Raw genomic sequence first — 18127 nt, 5'->3', positions numbered from 1 at the left:
CTCGCAGCTCAGAGCTGTGGGAGCCCGCTTTTATGTGGTCGTAGGTGCGGATCTGGTCTAGCACAGCGCTCGGTAACACCTTGACCGGAGGCTTCGCCTATGACGACGAATTTGACCAAGAGGGTCTAGCGAGACCCGCTGCGGCACTGTGGCACTCCTATCTGGAGGAGTGGGACCGACCGGATCTGACCGATTTCCTCGATCGCACGGGCATGGCCGCGCAGGACGACGGTGACGCGGCCGAGGATCCGGCTCCGAAGCCCTGGCTGTGCCCGCAGCCGTCTCCGCCGTCTGCGTGGTGGCCTACGGACCGCTGCAAGGGCCAGCAGGCCTCCATCACCGGCGACCCCGTTCTCAAGCCGCTGTAGGTGCCGCATCCCGCCGGGTCGGGTGGGCGTTGGTCCGAGCAATACACCTTATGTATACTCTCGAAGTATAGTGATCATGAGGGGCGACATCCGGGAAGGGGCTCGCTGAAAGTCGGGGAGACGCGCCTGCGCGCGGGGGAGTTTGCCGTGCGTTCGGTGCGAAACGGCGCCGCAAATCGTGCTGTCTCTTGTTCAGGCATTTCCTGACCGACATTGTCGTCGGGGTTCTCCGTCTCGCACTTTCCTGTTCGTGCGCTTTTTGTCCGTGCCGTTTTCGGCGAGGGTTTCGGAGTTCACATCTATGTCGTATGAGTTGCAGACGAGCTACGGCCGTGTCGCGGCATGTCTTCGGTGGGCAGGATTCACCGGACTGCTGCTCCTGGTGACAATGGTATTTGTTGCCACCGGAACCGCAGCCAAGGCGAACTCCGGAACAATACTCGACTGGCTGGGCGGTCTGCCTGTTGTCACGCTTGCTGTCGCGGTGACCGGTATGGGGTTGTTCGTCCTGGCGTGGTTGTTTCTTGGCCGGTTGACCTGGCCGGATCGCGGGCGCGCCGTCACCAGCAGGTGGTTGCGGCGGACGTTGGCGCTGTGGAGCGCGCCGCTGATGTTCGTCCCGCCCCTGTTCAGCGGGACGTGCACAGCTACCTGGCCCAAGGAGCGATTGCCGCACGCGGTGGCGATCCGTACGCGGTGGGGCCGGCCAGCGGCCTCGGCATCGACGACGAGCTGACCCGCAATGTGAGTTCCTACTGGGTGGATACACCATCGCCATATGGGCCGCTGTTCTCCGCTGCCGAACGGATGATCGCACAGATTTCCACCGAGAACGTATTCGCCGGAATTGCACTGCACCGGATTCTCGAGGTTATCGGCCTGGTCGCGATCGTCTGGGCGGTGCCGCGGCTCGCTCGCAGGGCGGGCGTGCCTGCCGCGCCTGCCCTGTGGCTCGGGGCGCTGAACCCCCTCGTGCTGTGGCATCTGGTTGCCGGAATCCACAACGATTCGCTGATGCTCGGGCTGATGCTGGTAGGCGTGGAGCTTGCACTGGCCGCTGTGAGTGGCGCCCGCGTTGCCTGGTTGAGCCTGTGCTCGGGCGTGGTGGTGATCGCACTCGGCGCGAACGTCAAGCTCGTCGCGGTGATCGCACTGGCGATAGTCGGCACCGAACTGGCCCGCCGGTGGGGTGCGGGAGTCAAACATCTGCTCGCCGCCGCGGCGGCCATGACCGCGGCTCTGGTCCTGGTCACCGCTGTCGTTTCGGCAGGCACCGGGCTGGGATTCGGCTGGGTACGCACTCTCGGCACGTCGACCCAGGTCAACAGTTGGCTTGCGCCCACCAACTGGGCGGGCTTCCTGGTGGGTGGTATCGGGACGTGGTTCGATGTGGACATAACGCAGTCGGCCATCAGCGCGGGCAGACTGGTGGGTGGAATCCTCGCTGTCGCCGGAATCGGAGCGCTGATCTGGCGGCAGCTTCGCGGCCGGGCAGGGGCCCTGCCGACGCTGGCGCTGGTGTCATCGGTGATCATCGTTTTCGGTCCCGTGGTGCAGCCTTGGTACGTGCTGTGGGCTTCGGTGCCGTTTGCCGTATGCCTTGGCCGTGGAAGAGCACGAGGGATGGTCACGGGTGTGACCGCCGTTCTGGCCCTCGCGCTGCCGCCGATGGGTGGCGACTTCGGCGGCCGCATCGGTGACCTCGTACTCGCATACGTCGTCGCGTCCGTCGTCGTGGCTGCTGCGGCGTATGTGCTCCAGAGGCGGCTGTTCCCAGTTCGGACCGTCTTGGCGGCCGAAGCCGAACCGAAGAGCGCCAAGAAAGTACCTCACCGCATGGTGCCCGGTGCGAAGGTGAGCTCCTCGCTGTGGCGTGCCTCGCCGTCCGGACCGTCGCCGAGGTAGAACCGAGTCGACATGGTGCGTTCGGTCAGGTCGAACGCCGGGCGCCACAGCGTCCGCATCGGGTACAGCGTCGAGTTGGCCGCGGTGAAGCCGATTTCGTCCAAAGTGGAGCGCAGTGCCGTGCCTGTCGTCGCGGGTTCGGCGGCCCGCTTCCGCAGCGTGCGGTAGCGCTCGTAGGTCCGCAGCGTTTCTCGGTGTCCTAGGGGCAGTGTGGCCGGTCGGGATGGCGGTGCAGCAGGTGGTTGGTGACGCAGAGGGCGCCACTGTCGGACTCGACGGTGTGCTCGTCACCGCCGGGCCCGTGTTCCCAGACGAACGAGTTGCCTTCCGCGTCGGCGATCAGTAGTGCAACGGCGTCCTGAGGTCGTACTGCTTCGCGCCGAGCAGTGCACGCTTGGCTTCGTCCGCGGTGGCGCACGTCTCGAGGACGAACCGAGGTAGACGTGTCGTTCTACGGCGGGCGCGACGGGGCGAGGATCCCGCCTCGCGACGCCCCACACGCCGCACGATCCGGATTGCACGGCCTCGCGCAGCGTAGCGCAGGCGGCTGCCAACCTGTCGCAGAACTCCGCGGGGTCGAGTTCTGGCAGTGTGACTTTCGGGTTATGTAGGAACACCTCATCCGGCCTGCGATCGAGCGAATGCACCGGGCGCTCGCCGGTGCCGCTGGGAGTTGTACGCGGTGTCGATGCCGCGCATGCCACGACTTACGGCGTGTTCGAGCAGGTTCCAGTCGGCACCAAACCGGTGCAGGCACGAGGACAACGCCTCGGTCAGCTCGGCACACACCGTCCTTCAACAATGGTGCGGCGATGGCCGCCGCGTCCACGCCGGTTGCCGCCGTCACGTCGGCGAGGTCAATCGAATGCCCAGAAAGCAGGTACGCAAGCACCGGACCTGCGGTGCTGTCGGAGGTGAACTTCTTCTCCGCTCCGCGTACTTCGATCGTCTCGCCATGGTACTCCACACGAGGTGGAAAGCCAGCCACACACAGCACTGCCCTCGGCGGGCCGAACACACCGCGCGAGGCCACCTGCCGTGGCGGAGGTCTCTCCTGCTCCCGAGCGGCAAGGTAGTCACCGACAGGATGGTGTTGGACACGGAAACTGGTCGTGCTACTTTTATTGCAGAGCCGGAACTTCGCTTATTAGTACAGAGCTGGAGTCCCAATGCTGGGGGTCAAGGGGTCGTTGGTTCGAATCGAGCCAGCCCGACGGCCGAAACTAGAGCCTCCGGACTTGGTATCCACCCGGGCCAGGAGGCTCTTCGCCGTTCTGGCGACGATCTCGCTCATGATCCAATCGTCCGGCAGGTGCCGAGCACGAACACCGCCCATGCACCCGCACCCCGCGCGGCTGCGTGGGCCTTCTCGCCTGCGTCAACGTCGAGGAGTAGCCCGCAGCACTGCTCGCCCTCCCTCGAAGCCGGGAGCAGACCCGTTCCTTGGAGGGAGGGCGTTTCGTGTTCCTATCGCCGTGCGGAGTGGCCGGGGACGATGGTGGTGACCACCTTGTGTACCAACCACTCCAGCGGGCCGCGCCGCATCCAGTGCCGCCACAGCACGGACACCCCGAGCAGCACCGCCACGGCCATGGCGAGGTGGACGAACGACACCGCCTTCGGGTCGCCGATCAGCGACAGGTAGACAAAGTGCCCGGCGTACCACGTCATCGTCATGCCGCCGGCCGCCGCGAGCGGCCACAGGGCGGTGCCGGCGCCCCGGCGCTCGAACACCAGCAGCATCCCGCCGAGCAGGAGCAGCGCCACACCGATCATGAACACGATCCCGAGCGGGCTGGTCGCGTACGGACCGTCGGTCGGCATGCCGAGCAGGGTCTGCCACGGCAACGCCGGCGGGCCGGATCCGGCCGGGGGAGCGCTCATCGCGGCGGCCACCTGCCGGCCGGCGCCGAGACCATGCCAGAGCACCGCGTAGCCGAGGTAGCTGGTTAGCGCGACGCCAAGCCCGGCAACCAGCAGCCGCAGCCGGAGGGCACGGTCGTGCAGGTCGAGCCGTCCGATCGCGAGTCCGGCGAGCACCAGCGGAATGCCGTACACGGTCTGGAATCCACCACCGGTGAACCCGAGTTGGAGCAGGAACTCGTCCCACTGGCCCGGGCTGGTGAACACCTCAAGGCCGGACGGTGCGTCGAGCATCATCCAATCCGGATGCGCGGACATGACCCACCACGCGTAGCTCGTCACCAGCGGCACGGCGAGCCCGGCCGCGGCGAACAGCGTGCGCGGGCGCAGCCGGGTCAGCGGGATGAGGAACAGCAGCAGGACGGCGTAGTAGCTCAGCACCGAAGCGCCGAACTCGTCGATGCACAGGCTGATCAGGAACAGCGCGAGCGCGCGCACGGCGACCCTGCGCCGGGCGGTGGACATGTCGCCGCCCGCGTACGGCCTGCTCCCGCCGGTCATCAGCGCGACCGACACGCCGGCCAGCAGGACGAACAGGCTCATTGCCCGGGACGAGGTCTGCTCGCTGAGCCAGTCCAGTACGGGCGGCGTGTCCGCTGGCCGGCCCGCGCTCAGCCAGCCGGTCGCGTAGAAGTGCGCGACGAACACGCCGATGATCGCCAGCGCCCGCACCGCGTCGATGCCGAGGAGCCTGCCGCGGGGAAGCCCCCGAACGGACTCGGTCGGCGGCGCGTCCCCCGAGGTGGTTCGTATCCGTATGGCATTCATGACCGACACGCTGCAGGCCCCTCGTCCGGGCGCGGTCCCCGTGATGTCGCGATCGTGTCGCAAGGGATGGCCGGGAACGGCCAACGCGTGCGCATGGACAGCCAACGCGTGCGCATGGACAGCCAACGCGTGCGCATGAGCGGCAAACACACCCAGCCCGGTGTGTTTGCCGTCTGCGCGCACGTGTTGGCCGGCTACGCGCGTGTGTTGGCCGTTCGCGGTCAGCGCTTCGGCAGCACCGGGCAGTGGCGGGGTTCGGTGGCCGGGCCGTGCACGAAGGTCAGCCGGGCCAGAGTGGCCGGGGAGCCGCCTGCCTGCTGGTGCGCCGCCAACGTGGTGCAGACCAGCTGGTCGACACCGGTCTCGTTGCGCACCTCGTCCCGGTCGATCGGCAGCGTCACGGTGATCACGCCGTCGGCGGTGGTGACCGGAAGCTCCAGCGCGACCTCGCTGTATCCGGCGTAGGAGCGCAGCCCACCGGTCCGTTCTGGCGTGGTGGTGAGGAGCATTTTGATCGCCTGGCCGATCGTGTCCAGCCGGTCACCCCGGCGCTGCACCACCAGGTGGCCCGAACCGTCCACAAGGTACACCGGGGTGCCGGTGGCGAGGCCGGTCGGAGCCTGCCATCCGTCGAGCACCCCGCTCGGCCGCACGCCGCACCCGGACAGCCCGAGCACCCCCACCACGAGCGCGGCGAGCGCGGCTTTCCTCATCACGGACTCACCTCCGTCCACCTGGGCAGGCGCACGGTGAAGCGGGCACCGGCCCCCGCGGCGTTGCCCGCCTCGATCGTCCCGCCGTGCAGCTTGACGTTCTCCGCGGTAATCGCCATGCCCAGCCCACTGCCCTCGGAGCGGGCGCGGGCGGTGTCGGCCTTGTAGAAGCGGTCGAACACGTGCGGCGCCACCTCGTCCGCAAGGCCAGCGCCGTGATCGGTTACCTCGAGGTGGACCCACTCCTGCTCGCCCCGCAGCCGCACCACCACCGGCGGCGCACCGTGCCTGCGCGCGTTGCCGACCAGGTTCGCCGTGATCACATCCAGGCGCCGCCGGTCCAGCACGGCGGCCACCTCCTCCGGTGCGTCCAGCTGGACCTCGTCCAGCCAGCCCCGGGTGTGCAGGCAGTCGCGCACCGCCGCGCGCAGCTCGACCTCCTCGGGGCGGAGCGTAGCCGCGCCGGAGTCGAACCGGGACACCTCGATCAGATCCTCCGCCAGCCTGGCCAGCTTGCGGGTCTCGGACACCGCCAGCCGGGTGGACTCCCGGGCGTCGGCAGGCATCCGCTCCGCCTCGCCCTCCAGCACCTCGGTCACTGCGGTCAGCGTGGTCAGCGGCGTGCGGAGCTCGTGTGACACGTCCGCGACGAAGCGGCGTGCGTCGGCCTCCATCCTGGCCAGCTCGCCGACCGACCGTTCCAGGGACGCCGCGGTGTCGTTGAACGTCTCGGCGAGCTCGGCGAGTTCGTCCGAACCGCGGGGTCGCAGCCGCGCGCCGAGGTCACCCCCGGCCAGCCTGCGCGCCGCGGTCCGCAGGTCCCGTACCGGTCGTAGCACCCCCCGCGCGGCGAGCAGCGCGAGCAGCACCGCGACCGGCAGGGCCAGCGCGCTGGTGCGGCTCGCGTTCGCGGTCAGCGCGTCGACCTGCTGCTGCACCCCGCCGAGGTCCCGCACCGCGTAGACCTCGACGCCGGAGTGCCGCCGGACACCGTCCAGGCCGGTGATCAGGACCGGGGTGCCGACCACCAGTTTCGGTCCGCCCCGCTGCACCCGTTGCGCCAGCAGCCGGTCGGTTTCGCCGGTGGCGCTTCGCAGCCGGGGCGTCAGCAGGTCCTGGACCGGGCCGGTCGCCGAGCGCAGGGCGCCGTAGGTCACCAGCGCGGGCCCGCCGATCGTGGTCCGCAGCCGGTCCAGCGCGGCCTGGTCCGGTGGGTAGGGCATGCTGGGTGCGGTCGCGGTGACCTTCCGCTCGATCTCGTCGGCGATCCGGCGCTGTGCCTCCTCCAGCAGTGAGCTGCCCGCCGATGCCGCGCTGGCCCACGCAGCGGCAGCCGCGCCGGTCACGGCCACCGCGATGAACGCCAGGATCAGCCGCGCGCGCAGCCCGCCGAGCACCGAGCGAGCCCTGGCCAGCGGTCTCATACCGGGCCGAACCGGTAGCCGAAGCCACGTACGGTCTGCACGAACACGGGCCGGGACGGCTCGTCCTCGATCTTGGCCCGCAACCGCTGGACGCAGTTGTCCACCAGGCGGGAGTCACCGAGGTAGTCGTGCTCCCACACCAGCTCGAGCAACTGCCTGCGGCTGAGTACCTGGCCGGGCGCGCGGGACAGCTCCAGCAGGAGGCGCAGCTCGGTCGGGGTGAGCGAGACCTGCACCTCGCCCTTGTGCACGGTCAGTGCGGCCCGGTCGATGGTGAGGTCGTGGTGCCGCTCGCGCGCACCATGCTCGGCCGGTGCGCCCCTGCGCAGCACCGCGCGGACACGTGCGTCCAGCACCCTCGGCTGGACCGGTTTGACCACGTAGTCGTCCGCGCCGGCCTCCAGTCCGCCGACGATGTCCAGGTCGTCGCCGCGAGCGGTGAGCATGATGATCGGCAGGTCGCCGTCCGCGCGGATGCGGCGGCAGACCTCGAAGCCGTCGATGCCGGGCAGCATCAGGTCCAGCACGACGACATCGGGCGGCGTGCTGCCAAGGGCGCGCAGGCCCTGCTCGCCGGTGCCTGCCTCGCGTACGTCGTGCCCGTGCCTGCCGAGCGCGAGGGCGAGGCCGCTGCGAATCGCCTGGTCATCCTCGATCAGCAGAATTCGTGCCACGTGATCGATTATCGGCCCCAGCAGCCTGCGCCGCCCGTGCGGCCGCGGAGACTGCGACCGAATCAGGACATTGTGGCGACCGCGCCGCCAACCGGTGCGGCGAGTGTCGGGGATATGCGATCGACATTGCGAGGGTTATGCACGATCCAGGCGACGGGGGCAGCCCGGAGCCTGCGGAGGGTGGCTCGGGGCGTCCGGATACGAGGTGAGGCACGGGCGGCAGCCGAACCTACCGCTGTGCATAACCCTCTTTCGCATAAGACTCTGCTGCCAGCCTGCCGGGCCTTCCGCGGTCTCGCCGCCGCGCTCGTCGCGGTGCCGGTCGTCGCGGCCTGCGCGGTCCCCACCGCAAGGACGCACCCGGCCAAGGAGCTGTACCTGACCTTCGACGACGGCCCGGGCGGCGCGACGGCCGGGATCCTGGATGTGCTGAAGGCCAACCAGGCACAGGCGACTTTCTTCGCGATCGGGAGGAATCTGGCCGCCCATCCCGGGCTGGCCCGCCGCGAGATCGCCGAAGGTCATGTCCTTTCCGGACATACCTGGAGTCACCCGGACCTGACCCGGCTGGGACCGACCGAACTCGCCGGGCAGCTGGATCGCTCGATGGCGGCGGTGCGCGACGCGGGCTCGGACAGCACCTGCCTGCGTCCGCCGTACGGCGCCGTTGACGAGACCGTCCGGCACGCGCTCGGCGAGCGGGGCCTGCGATCGGTGCGCTGGAACGTCGACTCCGCGGACTGGCGCGAGCCCAGTGCGCGGGCGATCGCGGACCGGCTCGTGGCGGATGCCTACCCGGGAGCCGTGGTACTGCTGCACGACGGGGGCGGCGACCGCGCGCGGACCGTCGCCGCCCTTCGGCTGGCGCTGCCCGAACTGCGCGCCAAAGGCTATGTGTTCCGCCCCGTCCCAGGATGCTGACCGGGCGGTCGATCGGATGGACGGATTGGTTCGCCCATAGGACCACCCTCAACCGCTTGCAAACTACCATCACCTGCCATTACCGTGCAGGCGATTGCATGATGCAAGTGCGTGAAGGGAGACTGAGGCCATGTCGGATCCGGAGGTTGTGACCCGGGAGGAATGGCTCGCGGCACGGCGGGAGTTGCTCGAGCGGGAGAAGGAACTCACCCGGCAGCGAGATGAGGTCAATGCGGCCCGCCGCAGGCTGCCGATGGTCGAGATCACCAAGGACTACGCCTTCGAGGGTCCGCACGGCGCGGCCACGTTGCGGGATCTGTTCGACGGCCGGAGTCAGTTGCTGGTCTTCCACGTCATGTTCGCCCCCGAAGCCGACGAAGCCTGTCCGTCCTGCTCGTTCTGGATCGACGGCATCGGCAACCTCGATCACTTGCACGCCCGCGACACATCGTTCTCGGCCGTATCCCGGGCGCCGATGGACAAACTCGAGCGCTATCGGGAACGAATGGGGTGGACCGTCCCCTGGTACTCGTCGTACGGCAGCGACTTCAACTACGACTTTCGCGTCAGCTTTGATCCGTCGATCGCGCCGGTTGAGTACAACTACCGGGATCTGGATCAGCTTGTCCAGCAGAAACCAGGCTGGCTTGGATACCGTGGTGACAAGCCCGGCGTGAGTGCGTTCCTGCGTCAGGGCGATCGCGTCTTCCACACTTATTCCTGCTACGCGCGCGGCATCGATCCGGTCAACGGCACCTACAACTGGTTGGATCTCACCGCCTGCGGCCGGCAGGAAGAGTGGGAAGAACCGCCTGGCCGTGGCAGCGATCCAGCTATGGGCTGGTTGCGTCGTCACGATGAGTACGGACTCACCGTCGCCGGTAACGGAAACAAGCCGGGGTAACCCCGCTGCGACTGCCCCCTCCGAGGTCAATGGCAGCCCTCCGGGCTGGTGGTTTCGGCGGCGGATCGCGTGGGCATTCCACCGTCAGCCACGTAACGGAGGAGGACCGATGACCATCGCACGCGATCTGATGACTCCACGGCCGCAGGTCGTCAAGACCGACCAGACCGCTGCCGACGCCGCCCGGCTGATGGCCGAACAGAGCGTGGGCGCGCTGCCCATCTGCGGCAAGGACGACAAGATCAAGGGCGTGGTCACCGACCGTGACATTGTGATCAAGGTGATCGCCAAGGGGCGCGATGCCGGTGGCTTTCCCGCGGGCGATCTGAACCAGGACGAGGCGGTCACGGTGGGGGCCGACGATCCGGCCGACGAGGTGCTGGCCACCATGACCCGCCACCAGGTGCGCAGGCTCCCGGTCATTGACGGGGACCGGCTGGTGGGGATGATCGCGCTGGCCGATGTCGTCCGTGCCCTGCCGGACCGGACGGCAGGCGACCTGGCGGAGGTGCTGAGTTCGGACTTCTGACCGGATGGCGGCACGGTTCAGCCGTCCGAAGCTGCGTCCAGGGCCTCGGCAAGGTTCCGGTAGACCGCAAGCCTGCCGGCCAGCCCGGTCAGGTCCAGCACCCGCAGCACCGGGCGGTTGGCGGCCACCAGGCTCAACCGCCCGCGGGCCCGTTCCGACCCGGTCAGCAGTACCCGGGCACCTGCGAGGCCGAGGAACTCGACGCAGGACAGGTCCACGATGCGTGGCATGAGCCCGGGTGGGGCCACGGCCAGCGCCTTGTCCAGCAGGGGCGCGGTGGCCAGGTCCACCTCGCCGATCACGGTGCAGACCACCACGCCACGGCATTGGCCTCGGCGGACCCGCAGGCAACCGCAGACCAGGTCGTTCTCGCCGGAGCCCGGCCCCGGTGCCGCCCGCCCGGTTACAGCACTCTCCTTCGCCATCGGCTTCCCTCCCGGAAGTCGGCGGCAGAATGCCCCCAGAAAGTCGCGCGGGAGCCCGCGCAGCACTCTGCCGCATGTGGACAGTGAAGTGCGCGGCTCGAGGCTCAACCGCTTCCGTTACTGTAGCGTGACCTGCCGGCCGCGGCAACTCGGCGCCGCAGCCCGCGCCCCTAGCCGCGGTCCTGCCAGTCGCCGGAGAACCGGGCGATGTTCACCCGGATACCGTTCTCGAAGGGCGCGGTCATGGTCGCGGTGACGGTGGTGCGGGGCAGCGGTATCGGCGGGTCGTGGTGCCGCATCGGGCGGGCCAGCCCGACCCCGTTGACGATCCAGCTGAGGTTGCCGTGCCGATCGCGCTGGGCGAACTCGACCGTCACCGGGCGGCCGACCGCACTGCGGACCAGCGCCCGGTCGGTCCCTGCCGGGATCAGCAGGTCCCCGCTGTCGAGAATGACGCAGGCCAGGCTGATCGGGACCCGCCCGTCGATCGACACCATGGCACGGCGACCACGTTCAGGCGAGCCGAGGAGCCTGACACACTCGGAGTGGGTGAACATCGCCGCCGTTCCACCTCTCGTCCTCGAGACAGAGCCGACGCCATCATTATCCGACGGAGCGCCTGCCCCGCCAAGGGCGAGATCGGTACCACTCCGATAACAGTCCACAGTGGATTCGGTCGTTCCGGCCCGCGGGTGACCGGAAACCGGGCGAATCAGGCGGGAACGCTGTCGGTGCGCCTGCTCCAGATCCGGTGCTTGGCGAGCTCACCGGCGAAGGCGGCGAAGAAATCCTCGGGCAGTGAGTTCTCCGCGGCGGTGGAGGTGACCACCCCGTGCTCGGTCCGCACCCGTGGGCCGTCGGCCAGACCGTCCGTGACCCCGGCCCTGCGCAGCAGGTCGATGCCGGAGCCGAACCCGGCGACTGGCTTGGCGTGCTTGTAGGCCTCGGCGATGAAGTGCACCGCGTAGCCGTCGGTGGACAGGGTGGCCGCGCTGTCCGGGCCACAGGGCGCCACCACCGCGTCGTACAGTACCGAGGCCATCGTGTTGATCGCCCGGTCGGCGGTGATCGGCTCGCCGTGGCCCGCGCTGAGCTCGCCCTCGGTCGGTGCCAGCACCTCCACGACGGCGCCCTGCTCGCGCAGCGCGCCTGCCAGCCTGCGCACCCCGGTGGCGTCCACCCCGTCGGCGGCCAGTACGGCGATCCTGCGGGTCGTGATCGTGTCCATCGGCGCGTTCAGCTGGGACAGCGCGGGGGAGGACCGCTGGTGCCCCTGCTGTTCGCTCGGCGCCGGGGCGGTGACCCCGACACCCTCGGCGACCCTGCGTGCGAGGTCGTGGTCGATGTTGTTGAGCTGGGCCACGGTGCGGGCCCTGACTTCCTTGTCCACCACCTTGCCGAGCTCGAAGCGGTAGGCCGCGACGATATGCTCGGCCTCCACCTCGGACATGCTGTTCCAGAAGAGCCTTGCCTGGCTGTAGTGGTCGGTGAAGCTTTCGCTGCGCTCCCGGATCTTGTGCCCGTCCACCCGTTCGGTGTAATGCCGGAAGGCCCCGGACTCGGCCAGCGCCGGGCAACCACCACCCAGGCTGTTCTTGAAGTAGCTCGTCTGTCCCTTGTGGATGTCTTGCTGCCCGTAGCCGTCACGCTGGTTGGTGTGCACGGGAGCGATCGGCCGGTTGACCGGTAGCTGGGCGAAGTTCGGCCCGCCGAGCCGGATCAGCTGGGTGTCCAGGTAGGAGAAGTTGCGGGCCTGCAGCAGTGGGTCGTTGGTGAAGTCGATCCCGGGCACCACGTTGGCGGTGTGGAACGCGATCTGCTCGGTCTCGGCGAAGAAGTTGTCCGGGTTGCGATCGAGCACCATCCTGCCGACCGGCCGTACCGGTACCTGCTCCTCCGGGATGATCTTGGTCGGGTCCAGCAGGTCGAAGTCGAAGGCGAACTCGTCGGCCTCGTCCACCAGCTGCACCCCGAGCTCGTACTCCGGGTGCTGCCCGGCCTCGATGCTGTCCCACAGGTCGCGGCGGTTGAAGTCCGGGTCCTTGCCCGCGATCTTCTGCGTCTCGTCCCAGACCAGCGAGTGGGTGCCCAGTACGGGCTTCCAGTGGAACTTGACGAACGTCCCCTCGCCCTCGGCGTTGACCAGCCGGAAGGTGTGTACCCCGAAGCCCTGCATCATCCGGTAGCTGCGTGGCAAGGCGCGGTCGGACATCAGCCACATCACCATGTGTAACGACTCCGGCTGCAGGGACACGAAGTCCCAGAAGGTGTCGTGCGCCGACTGTGCCTGCGGGATCTCGTTCGGCGGTTCCGGCTTCACCGCGTGCACGAAGTCGGGGAACTTGATGCCGTCCTGGATGAAGAACACCGGCATGTTGTTCCCGACCAGGTCGTAGTTGCCCTGCCGGGTGTAGAACTTGGTGGCGAACCCGCGCACGTCCCGCACGGTGTCCGCCGATCCACGCGAACCCGCGACCGTGGAGAACCGGACGAACACCGGGATCTCCTCCTCGGGGTTGCTCAGGAACTCTGCGGCGGTGTAGTCGGCGAGGAAACCGTCGTAGGGCCGGAACCGGCCGTAGGCGCCCGCGCCGCGGGCGTGCACCACGCGCTCCGGGATCCGTTCGTGGTCGAAATGGGTGATCTTCTCGCGGGCGTGGAAGTCCTCGAGCAGGGTCGGACCCCGTGCCCCCACGGTGAGCGAATCATCGGTGTGGTCGACCCGCACGCCCTGCTGCGTGGTCAGCCGGCTGCCCTCCTGATCGACTCGGGCGCGGTCGAGCTGCTCGTCCTTGGCGTCGCCGGTTCGGGAGTTGGCCACGGTGCCGCCGCCTTTCGAACGTGGTGGTGGTTCTCGTCCGGGCTACCCGTGCCGGGGCGGGCCAAACCAGGGGATGTTTCCGGCACGCCGTGGCGGGTAGCGCTCAGCACATGAGCCGATCCGTACCGACCGCGACAATCGAGACCCGCATTCCCGCGCGCATGGACCGGCTGCCGTGGTCGCGGTTCCACTGGCGGGTGCTGGTGGGCCTTGGCACGGTGTGGATCTTGGACGGCCTCGAGGTGACGATCGTCGGCTCGGTGGCCGCGCGGCTGACCGACCCCGACAGCGGCATCGCGCTGACCGCGGGCGATATCGGGATCGCCGCGGCCTGCTACGTCGCGGGCGCCTGCCTCGGCGCGTTGCTGTTCGGGCAGCTCACCGACCGGTTCGGGCGGAAGAAGCTGTTCATCGCCACGCTCGCGGTGTACGTGGGGGCGACCGTTGCGACCGCCTTCGCCTTCGCGCCCTGGTACTTCTTCCTCGCCAGGTTCGTCACCGGGATGGGTATCGGGGGCGAGTACGCGGCGATCAACTCCGCGATCGACGAGCTGATCCCGGCGCGGGTACGCGGCCGGGTCGACCTGGTGATCAACGGGACCTACTGGGCGGGTGCGGCGATCGGCGCGGCACTGGCCATCCTGTTCCTGGACCGCGGCCTCTTCCCCGCCGACCTTGGCTGGCGGCTGGCCTTCGGCATGGGTGCGCTGCTCGGCCTGGTCATCCTGCTGGTCCGGCGCAACGTCCCGGAGAGCCCGCGCTGGCTGTTCATCCACGGCAGGCAGGAGGAGGCCGAGCGGATCGTGGCCGGGATCGAGGAGAACGTCCGGCAGGAGGCCGGTACCTCGCTGGCGGAACCGGACACCTCCATCACTGTGCGGCAGCGCCGCAGCATCCCCTTCCGCACCATCGCCAGGACGGCGTTCAAGGTCTATCCCAAACGCACCGTGCTCGGGATCGCGCTGTTCGTCGGGCAGGCGTTCATCTACAACGGGATCACCTTCAACCTGGGCACCCTGTTCGGCACCTACTACGGGGTGGCCTCCGGCCTGGTGCCGGTGTTCGTGATCTGCTACGCCATCGGAAACTTCCTGGGTCCGGTCACCCTCGGCCGATTGTTCGACACGGTCGGGCGACGGCCGATGATCAGCGGGGCCTATCTCGGCTCCGCGCTCATGGTGGTGCCGTTGACCTGGTTCTTCCTCACCGGCACCGGCGGCCCGTGGGCGCTGCTGGCGTTCGTGATGCTGACCTTCTTCCTGGCTTCCGCCGGGGCGAGCGCGGCCTACCTGACGGTCAGCGAGATCTTCCCGATGGAGACCAGGGCACTGGCGATCGCGTTCTTCTACGCGGTGGGCACCGGGCTCGGCGGAATCGTCGGGCCGCTGCTGTTCGGCCAGCTGATCGGCTCCGGGGAGCGGCCGCTGGTGGCGATCGGGTTCGGCGTCTCGGCCGCCGTGATGGCCCTCGGCGGGGTGGCCGAGCTGGTCTTCGGCGTCCGGGCCGAGCGCGCATCCCTCGAGGACATCGCCAAGCCGCTGACCGCCGAGGAGGCTGAGGAGTCCGGCACCCGCGACGAACAGCGGCAGCCGCAACCGCTGCGGCAGGCTGCCGGGCCGCGGCGGTTCCGGCTGGGTCCCGGTTCGCTGCCCGGTTCCTGGGGGCTCGGCCTCGAGGACGGCCGCGAACTGGCCGCGGTGGAGGCGCGGGAACGCGAGATCGAGGCCCTCGCCGGCGCGCTGGAGGAACACGGGCGCACCAGCCGGACCGAGCTCGCCCGGGTCGTCGGGGCGCGGCACTGGGGCCCAGGCCGGTTCGCCACCGCCCTGCGCGCCGCCGTCAAGGAGGGCCGGATCGCGCGGGTGAGCAGGAGCACCTACGGGCCGCCGTGACCCGGGTGGGCGGTTAGCCGTGGGCGATCCGGGGTAACCGCGCGCGTGATGATGCGCTGCGGCCTGCTCGGTCACCGGTTCCGCTTCCACGCGGAAGGGCCGACCATGATCTGGACCTGCCGGCGCGGCTGCGGCGCGGGAGGCAGGAAGACTTACTCCAGCGTGGACGACGCGCGGCGGTTCGCCGCCGCCTTCGACCGCGAGGACCGGGCCGATCTCGGCCGCCGTGCCCCGCTGTTCGGGCTCGCACCCCTGCGCATCGCGCGGCTGCTGCGCCGCGCGCGCCACTGAGCAGCGCGCGCCACTGAGCAGCGGGAAGCGGTACGTGCTTCCGCCGGCGGCCGGCAGGTATGCAGGTTGGCCAAAAGGGGGTGGCGAGGGCTACCGTGGATGGTGCCGGTTGAACCCAAGCTGGATTACCTGCCCGAGTGCGAGAGCGATCGTCCGGTTCAGACCGCGTGCCGCCGGCATCTCGCCATTGACTGCCAGGAAGGCATGATCAATGGATTCTCCCGAACGCATCCGTTGTCTGACCGTGCGCTGCGTGCAGCATCGTGCGGATGTGGAGGTGTGCGCGGCGGCGGGTGAGGTCGACCTGTACTCCGTGGCCCTGCTGCGCGATGCGCTGCGTGCGATGGAGCGGCGGCGGACCGCCCAGGTGCTGGTGGACCTGACCCGGGTGGATTTCCTGGGCTTCGCGGGCGTGCGCGCACTGGTCACAGCCGCGCAGGAGGCACGCGCCGCGCACCGGCAGCTGGGTCTGGTGGTGGCCACCCGGCCGGTGTGGCGGGCGCTGGAGGTGACCGGTGCCCTGGACCTGCTGGTGACCTACGGCTGCCTCGCCGACGCGATGGCCGCCCTGTCCGCCCCGAGGCAGCTGGATCGGCAACCCTAGGTGCGCCGCGCGGGCGGTGGCCCGCTCCCCGGGAGCTCACCGGTGGTGTTGATGGTCCTGGCGAGCGCACAAGCTTGATGTTGTGGTGCTGCGACAACCTGGCCAGCAGGTCGAAGGCGGCCCGCTCGTCGAGCCGGTACCGCTCCATCAGGATGCCGATGGCCGCACCGACGTCCTGCCGCGACCCGATCGCCTCGTGCAGCTGGGCGGTGGTGTGAGCGCTGGACAGCGCGACCGCGGCATGGGATGCCAGGATCCAGCCCGCCTGCTCGGAACGGTCGCCGAAAGCGTCCGGCCGCTTGGAGTACAGGTTCAACGCCCCCAGGTCGTCCTCACCCGCGGTGTAGAGCAGGAAACCCATCATGCTGCCGACACCCAGCTCACGTGCCCAGGACGCGTAATCCGGCCACCGGTGCTCGGCGGTGGTCAGATCGGCGAGCCGGTACACCTGCTGCTTGTGGTAGGCGGCGTCGAAGCACGGTCCCGACCGCAGCTGTGCCTGCTTGTGATCGGAGGCCCTGGCCACGTTGTCCGTGGCAGCCATCGTCTGCACCTTGCCGCCGCGCAGCACCAGGATTCCCGCGGCGTCACAGCCGTCCACCAGGTCCACCGCGTGGCCGACGATGCGGTCCAGGGTGTTCTGCACCGATTCCTGCGCGAGCAGGTCCCTCGCCATGTCCGCCAGCCCGGTCGCCAGCTTCTTCCACTCGGCGACTTCCGAAGCCTCCGACATCCGGCAGGTCACCTCCTCCCTGCCGTCGGAATGCCCGGACCGGGTGATGGTCACACCCGTGCTGGCCGAATGCCGGAGCCGGAAGATTGGGCGGGCCGGGAGTGGGGCATCCCTGCCACAGGCTGTCGCCGCGCCCGGGAGTGGCGGGAGCTCAGGTTCCGCCGGTTCAGCCAGCAGCCGGTGGAGTCGTCCACAAAGGTGAGGGAGTGAGCATGGCGAGGCCGATCTGGAAGGGAACGCTGAACTTCGGCCTGGTGACCGTTCCGGTGCAGGTTTTCAGCGCCACCGGGGACCACACCATCCACTTCCGGCAGTTCCAGCGCGGTACCTCGGACCGGGTGCGCTACCGCCGGGTCAACGAGCGAACCGGGGAGGAGGTGGACCACCGGGACCTGGTGCAGGGTTACGACCTTGGCGGCGGCGAGTATGTCCAGCTAGAGCAGTCCGAACTGGCGGAGATCGCGCCGGGCCGCTCGCGCACCATCGACATCCAGTCCTTCGTCGATCCGGCCGAGATCGACCCGGTCTTCTTCCAGAAGAGCTACTGGCTCGCGCCCGGCGAGGCCGAGTTCGCGCGTCCCTACGCGGTGCTGGCCGCGGCGATGGCCGAGACCGGGCGCGGGGCGATCGCGTCCTTCGTCATGCGCGGCAGGGAACATATCGCGCTGATCCGGGCTGGTGCGGATCTGCTCACCATGGACACCCTGCTGTTCGCCGAGGACGTCCGCGATCCGGAGACCGAGCTCGGTGGCCTTCCCGAACTGCCCGAGGTCGGCCGGAAGGAACGGGACATGGCCGTCGACCTGATCGAGTCGATGAGCACCCGGTGGCGGCCGGAGGACTACCCGGACACTCATACCGAACGCGTGCGGCAGCTGATCGAGGACAAGAAGGCGGGCCGCACCGTCGCGGCGGCCGCCGAGGCGCCCGAGCCGACCAATGTCGTGGACCTCGCCGAGGCGCTGTCCGCCAGCGTGCGGCGGCACCGGCAGCGCGGGGACACCGGGCCGGACCTGGCCGAGACGAACAAGTCCGAACTGACCCGGATCGCCCGCGAGCTCGGGATCAGCGGCCGCTCGAAGATGAACCGCGAGGAGCTTGTGGAGGCGATCTCCGCGGCACGCACCGGCGGCAGGCGGGCCTCGTGAGCCTTCGCCAACGCCCGGTGCCGTTTGGACGGCGTGCGGGACGGGTAGCTGAGGCGGGACCGCATGAAGGCGCCACGCTGCGAG

The 18127-nt window shown here is 69.2% G+C and carries 16 protein-coding genes and 1 pseudogene; 9 read left to right on the top strand and 8 right to left on the bottom strand.

The features are described 5' to 3' along the window. Positions 1–80: 80 nt before the first annotated feature. Positions 81–368, top strand: a complete 288-nt coding sequence (locus tag KOI47_RS19555) for a hypothetical protein (protein ID WP_216205468.1) — start codon at positions 81–83, stop codon at positions 366–368. 594 nt (positions 369–962) lie between these two features. Beyond that, complete coding sequence (gene mptB, locus KOI47_RS19550) at positions 963–2273, top strand: polyprenol phosphomannose-dependent alpha 1,6 mannosyltransferase MptB (RefSeq protein WP_232376117.1); 1311 nt, start codon at positions 963–965, stop codon at positions 2271–2273. Positions 2274–3740: 1467 nt separating this feature from the next. Here the strand turns inward: mptB and KOI47_RS19545 are convergent. The 4 genes from KOI47_RS19545 to KOI47_RS19530 form a co-directional block, all read right to left on the bottom strand. Further along, a complete protein-coding gene (locus KOI47_RS19545) occupies positions 3741–4964 on the bottom strand; it encodes a DUF418 domain-containing protein (RefSeq protein WP_216205465.1) in 1224 nt (407 codons plus the stop codon). A gap of 221 nt (positions 4965–5185) precedes the next feature. Beyond that, entirely contained in the window at positions 5186–5677 is a 492-nt protein-coding gene (locus tag KOI47_RS19540) for a hypothetical protein (protein ID WP_216205461.1), read from the bottom strand. After that, positions 5677–7101 (bottom strand): sensor histidine kinase, encoded by a 1425-nt coding sequence (locus tag KOI47_RS19535; RefSeq protein WP_216205458.1) that lies wholly within the window; start codon positions 7099–7101, stop codon positions 5677–5679. The genes KOI47_RS19540 and KOI47_RS19535 overlap by 1 nt, the downstream gene beginning before the upstream one ends. Continuing rightward, positions 7098–7775: a response regulator transcription factor gene (locus KOI47_RS19530; RefSeq protein WP_216205454.1), complete on the bottom strand. Its 678-nt coding sequence runs from the start codon at positions 7773–7775 to the stop codon at positions 7098–7100. Before KOI47_RS19530 ends, KOI47_RS19535 begins: the two co-directional genes overlap by 4 nt. 237 nt (positions 7776–8012) lie before the next feature. On the opposite strand from KOI47_RS19530, the gene KOI47_RS19525 reads away from it, so the two are divergent. From KOI47_RS19525 to KOI47_RS19515, 3 genes are all read left to right on the top strand, one after another. After that, positions 8013–8696, top strand: a complete 684-nt coding sequence (locus KOI47_RS19525; RefSeq protein ID WP_216205451.1) for a polysaccharide deacetylase family protein — start codon at positions 8013–8015, stop codon at positions 8694–8696. A gap of 130 nt (positions 8697–8826) precedes the next feature. Continuing rightward, complete coding sequence (locus KOI47_RS19520) at positions 8827–9600, top strand: DUF899 domain-containing protein (protein ID WP_216205448.1); 774 nt, start codon at positions 8827–8829, stop codon at positions 9598–9600. 109 nt (positions 9601–9709) lie between these two features. Next, positions 9710–10129 carry a CBS domain-containing protein gene (locus KOI47_RS19515; protein ID WP_216205445.1) on the top strand — a complete coding sequence of 140 codons (420 nt, stop codon included), beginning with the start codon at positions 9710–9712 and terminating at the stop codon, positions 10127–10129. Positions 10130–10146: 17 nt separating this feature from the next. Here the strand turns inward: KOI47_RS19515 and KOI47_RS19510 are convergent, their stop codons facing one another. The 3 genes from KOI47_RS19510 to KOI47_RS19500 all read right to left on the bottom strand — a co-directional run bounded on the left by KOI47_RS19510 (position 10147) and on the right by KOI47_RS19500 (position 13375). Then, entirely contained in the window at positions 10147–10554 is a 408-nt protein-coding gene (locus KOI47_RS19510) for an STAS domain-containing protein (RefSeq protein ID WP_216205441.1), read from the bottom strand. 170 nt (positions 10555–10724) lie between these two features. Beyond that, positions 10725–11051, bottom strand: coding sequence for a hypothetical protein (locus tag KOI47_RS19505; RefSeq protein WP_232376116.1), 327 nt, complete (start codon positions 11049–11051; stop codon positions 10725–10727). A gap of 215 nt (positions 11052–11266) precedes the next feature. Beyond that, entirely contained in the window at positions 11267–13375 is a 2109-nt protein-coding gene (locus KOI47_RS19500; protein WP_216205435.1) for a catalase, read from the bottom strand. Between the two features lie 110 nt (positions 13376–13485). Here KOI47_RS19500 and KOI47_RS19495 point away from each other — a divergent pair, with 110 nt between their 5' ends. The 3 genes and pseudogenes from KOI47_RS19495 to KOI47_RS36485 form a co-directional block, all read left to right on the top strand. Beyond that, the gene (locus tag KOI47_RS19495) at positions 13486–15267 is read left to right on the top strand and encodes an MFS transporter (RefSeq protein ID WP_216205430.1); all 1782 of its coding nucleotides are present in this window, start codon (positions 13486–13488) and stop codon (positions 15265–15267) included. Between the two features lie 105 nt (positions 15268–15372). After that, positions 15373–15558, top strand: coding sequence for a hypothetical protein (locus KOI47_RS19490; RefSeq protein ID WP_232376115.1), 186 nt, complete (start codon positions 15373–15375; stop codon positions 15556–15558). A gap of 211 nt (positions 15559–15769) precedes the next feature. Continuing rightward, positions 15770–16051 (top strand): annotated as a pseudogene (locus KOI47_RS36485) (STAS domain-containing protein); the annotation flags it as partial. Here the strand turns inward: KOI47_RS36485 and KOI47_RS19480 are convergent. After that, complete coding sequence (locus KOI47_RS19480) at positions 15984–16838, bottom strand: GAF and ANTAR domain-containing protein (protein ID WP_408629947.1); 855 nt, start codon at positions 16836–16838, stop codon at positions 15984–15986. The pseudogene KOI47_RS36485 and the gene KOI47_RS19480 sit on opposite strands and share 68 nt — an antisense overlap. 269 nt (positions 16839–17107) lie before the next feature. Between KOI47_RS19480 and ku the strand changes: the two genes are divergently transcribed. Continuing rightward, positions 17108–18043 (top strand): non-homologous end joining protein Ku, encoded by a 936-nt coding sequence (gene ku / locus KOI47_RS19475; RefSeq protein ID WP_216205425.1) that lies wholly within the window; start codon positions 17108–17110, stop codon positions 18041–18043. The last annotated feature ends 84 nt before the right edge of the window (positions 18044–18127 follow it).

The sequence above is a fragment of the Amycolatopsis aidingensis genome (assembly GCF_018885265.1).
GTDB lineage: Bacteria > Actinomycetota > Actinomycetes > Mycobacteriales > Pseudonocardiaceae > Amycolatopsis > Amycolatopsis aidingensis.
This window is presented reverse-complemented; position numbering and strand designations above follow the sequence as displayed.

Excerpts from the sequence above, each read along its gene's own strand:
- KOI47_RS19545 (WP_216205465.1), bottom strand. The coding sequence starts at position 4,964 with ATGAATGCCATACGGATACGAACCACCTCGGGGGACGCGCCGCCGACC.
- KOI47_RS19540 (WP_216205461.1), bottom strand. The coding sequence starts at position 5,677 with ATGAGGAAAGCCGCGCTCGCCGCGCTCGTGGTGGGGGTGCTCGGGCTG.
- KOI47_RS19535 (WP_216205458.1), bottom strand. The coding sequence starts at position 7,101 with ATGAGACCGCTGGCCAGGGCTCGCTCGGTGCTCGGCGGGCTGCGCGCG.
- KOI47_RS19520 (WP_216205448.1), top strand. The coding sequence starts at position 8,827 with ATGTCGGATCCGGAGGTTGTGACCCGGGAGGAATGGCTCGCGGCACGG.
- KOI47_RS19515 (WP_216205445.1), top strand. The coding sequence starts at position 9,710 with ATGACCATCGCACGCGATCTGATGACTCCACGGCCGCAGGTCGTCAAG.
- KOI47_RS19510 (WP_216205441.1), bottom strand. The coding sequence starts at position 10,554 with ATGGCGAAGGAGAGTGCTGTAACCGGGCGGGCGGCACCGGGGCCGGGC.
- KOI47_RS19505 (WP_232376116.1), bottom strand. The coding sequence starts at position 11,051 with ATGGTGTCGATCGACGGGCGGGTCCCGATCAGCCTGGCCTGCGTCATT.
- KOI47_RS19495 (WP_216205430.1), top strand. The coding sequence starts at position 13,486 with ATGAGCCGATCCGTACCGACCGCGACAATCGAGACCCGCATTCCCGCG.
- KOI47_RS19490 (WP_232376115.1), top strand. The coding sequence starts at position 15,373 with ATGATCTGGACCTGCCGGCGCGGCTGCGGCGCGGGAGGCAGGAAGACT.
- KOI47_RS19480 (WP_408629947.1), bottom strand. The coding sequence starts at position 16,838 with ATGGCGAGGGACCTGCTCGCGCAGGAATCGGTGCAGAACACCCTGGAC.
- ku (WP_216205425.1), top strand. The coding sequence starts at position 17,108 with ATGGCGAGGCCGATCTGGAAGGGAACGCTGAACTTCGGCCTGGTGACC.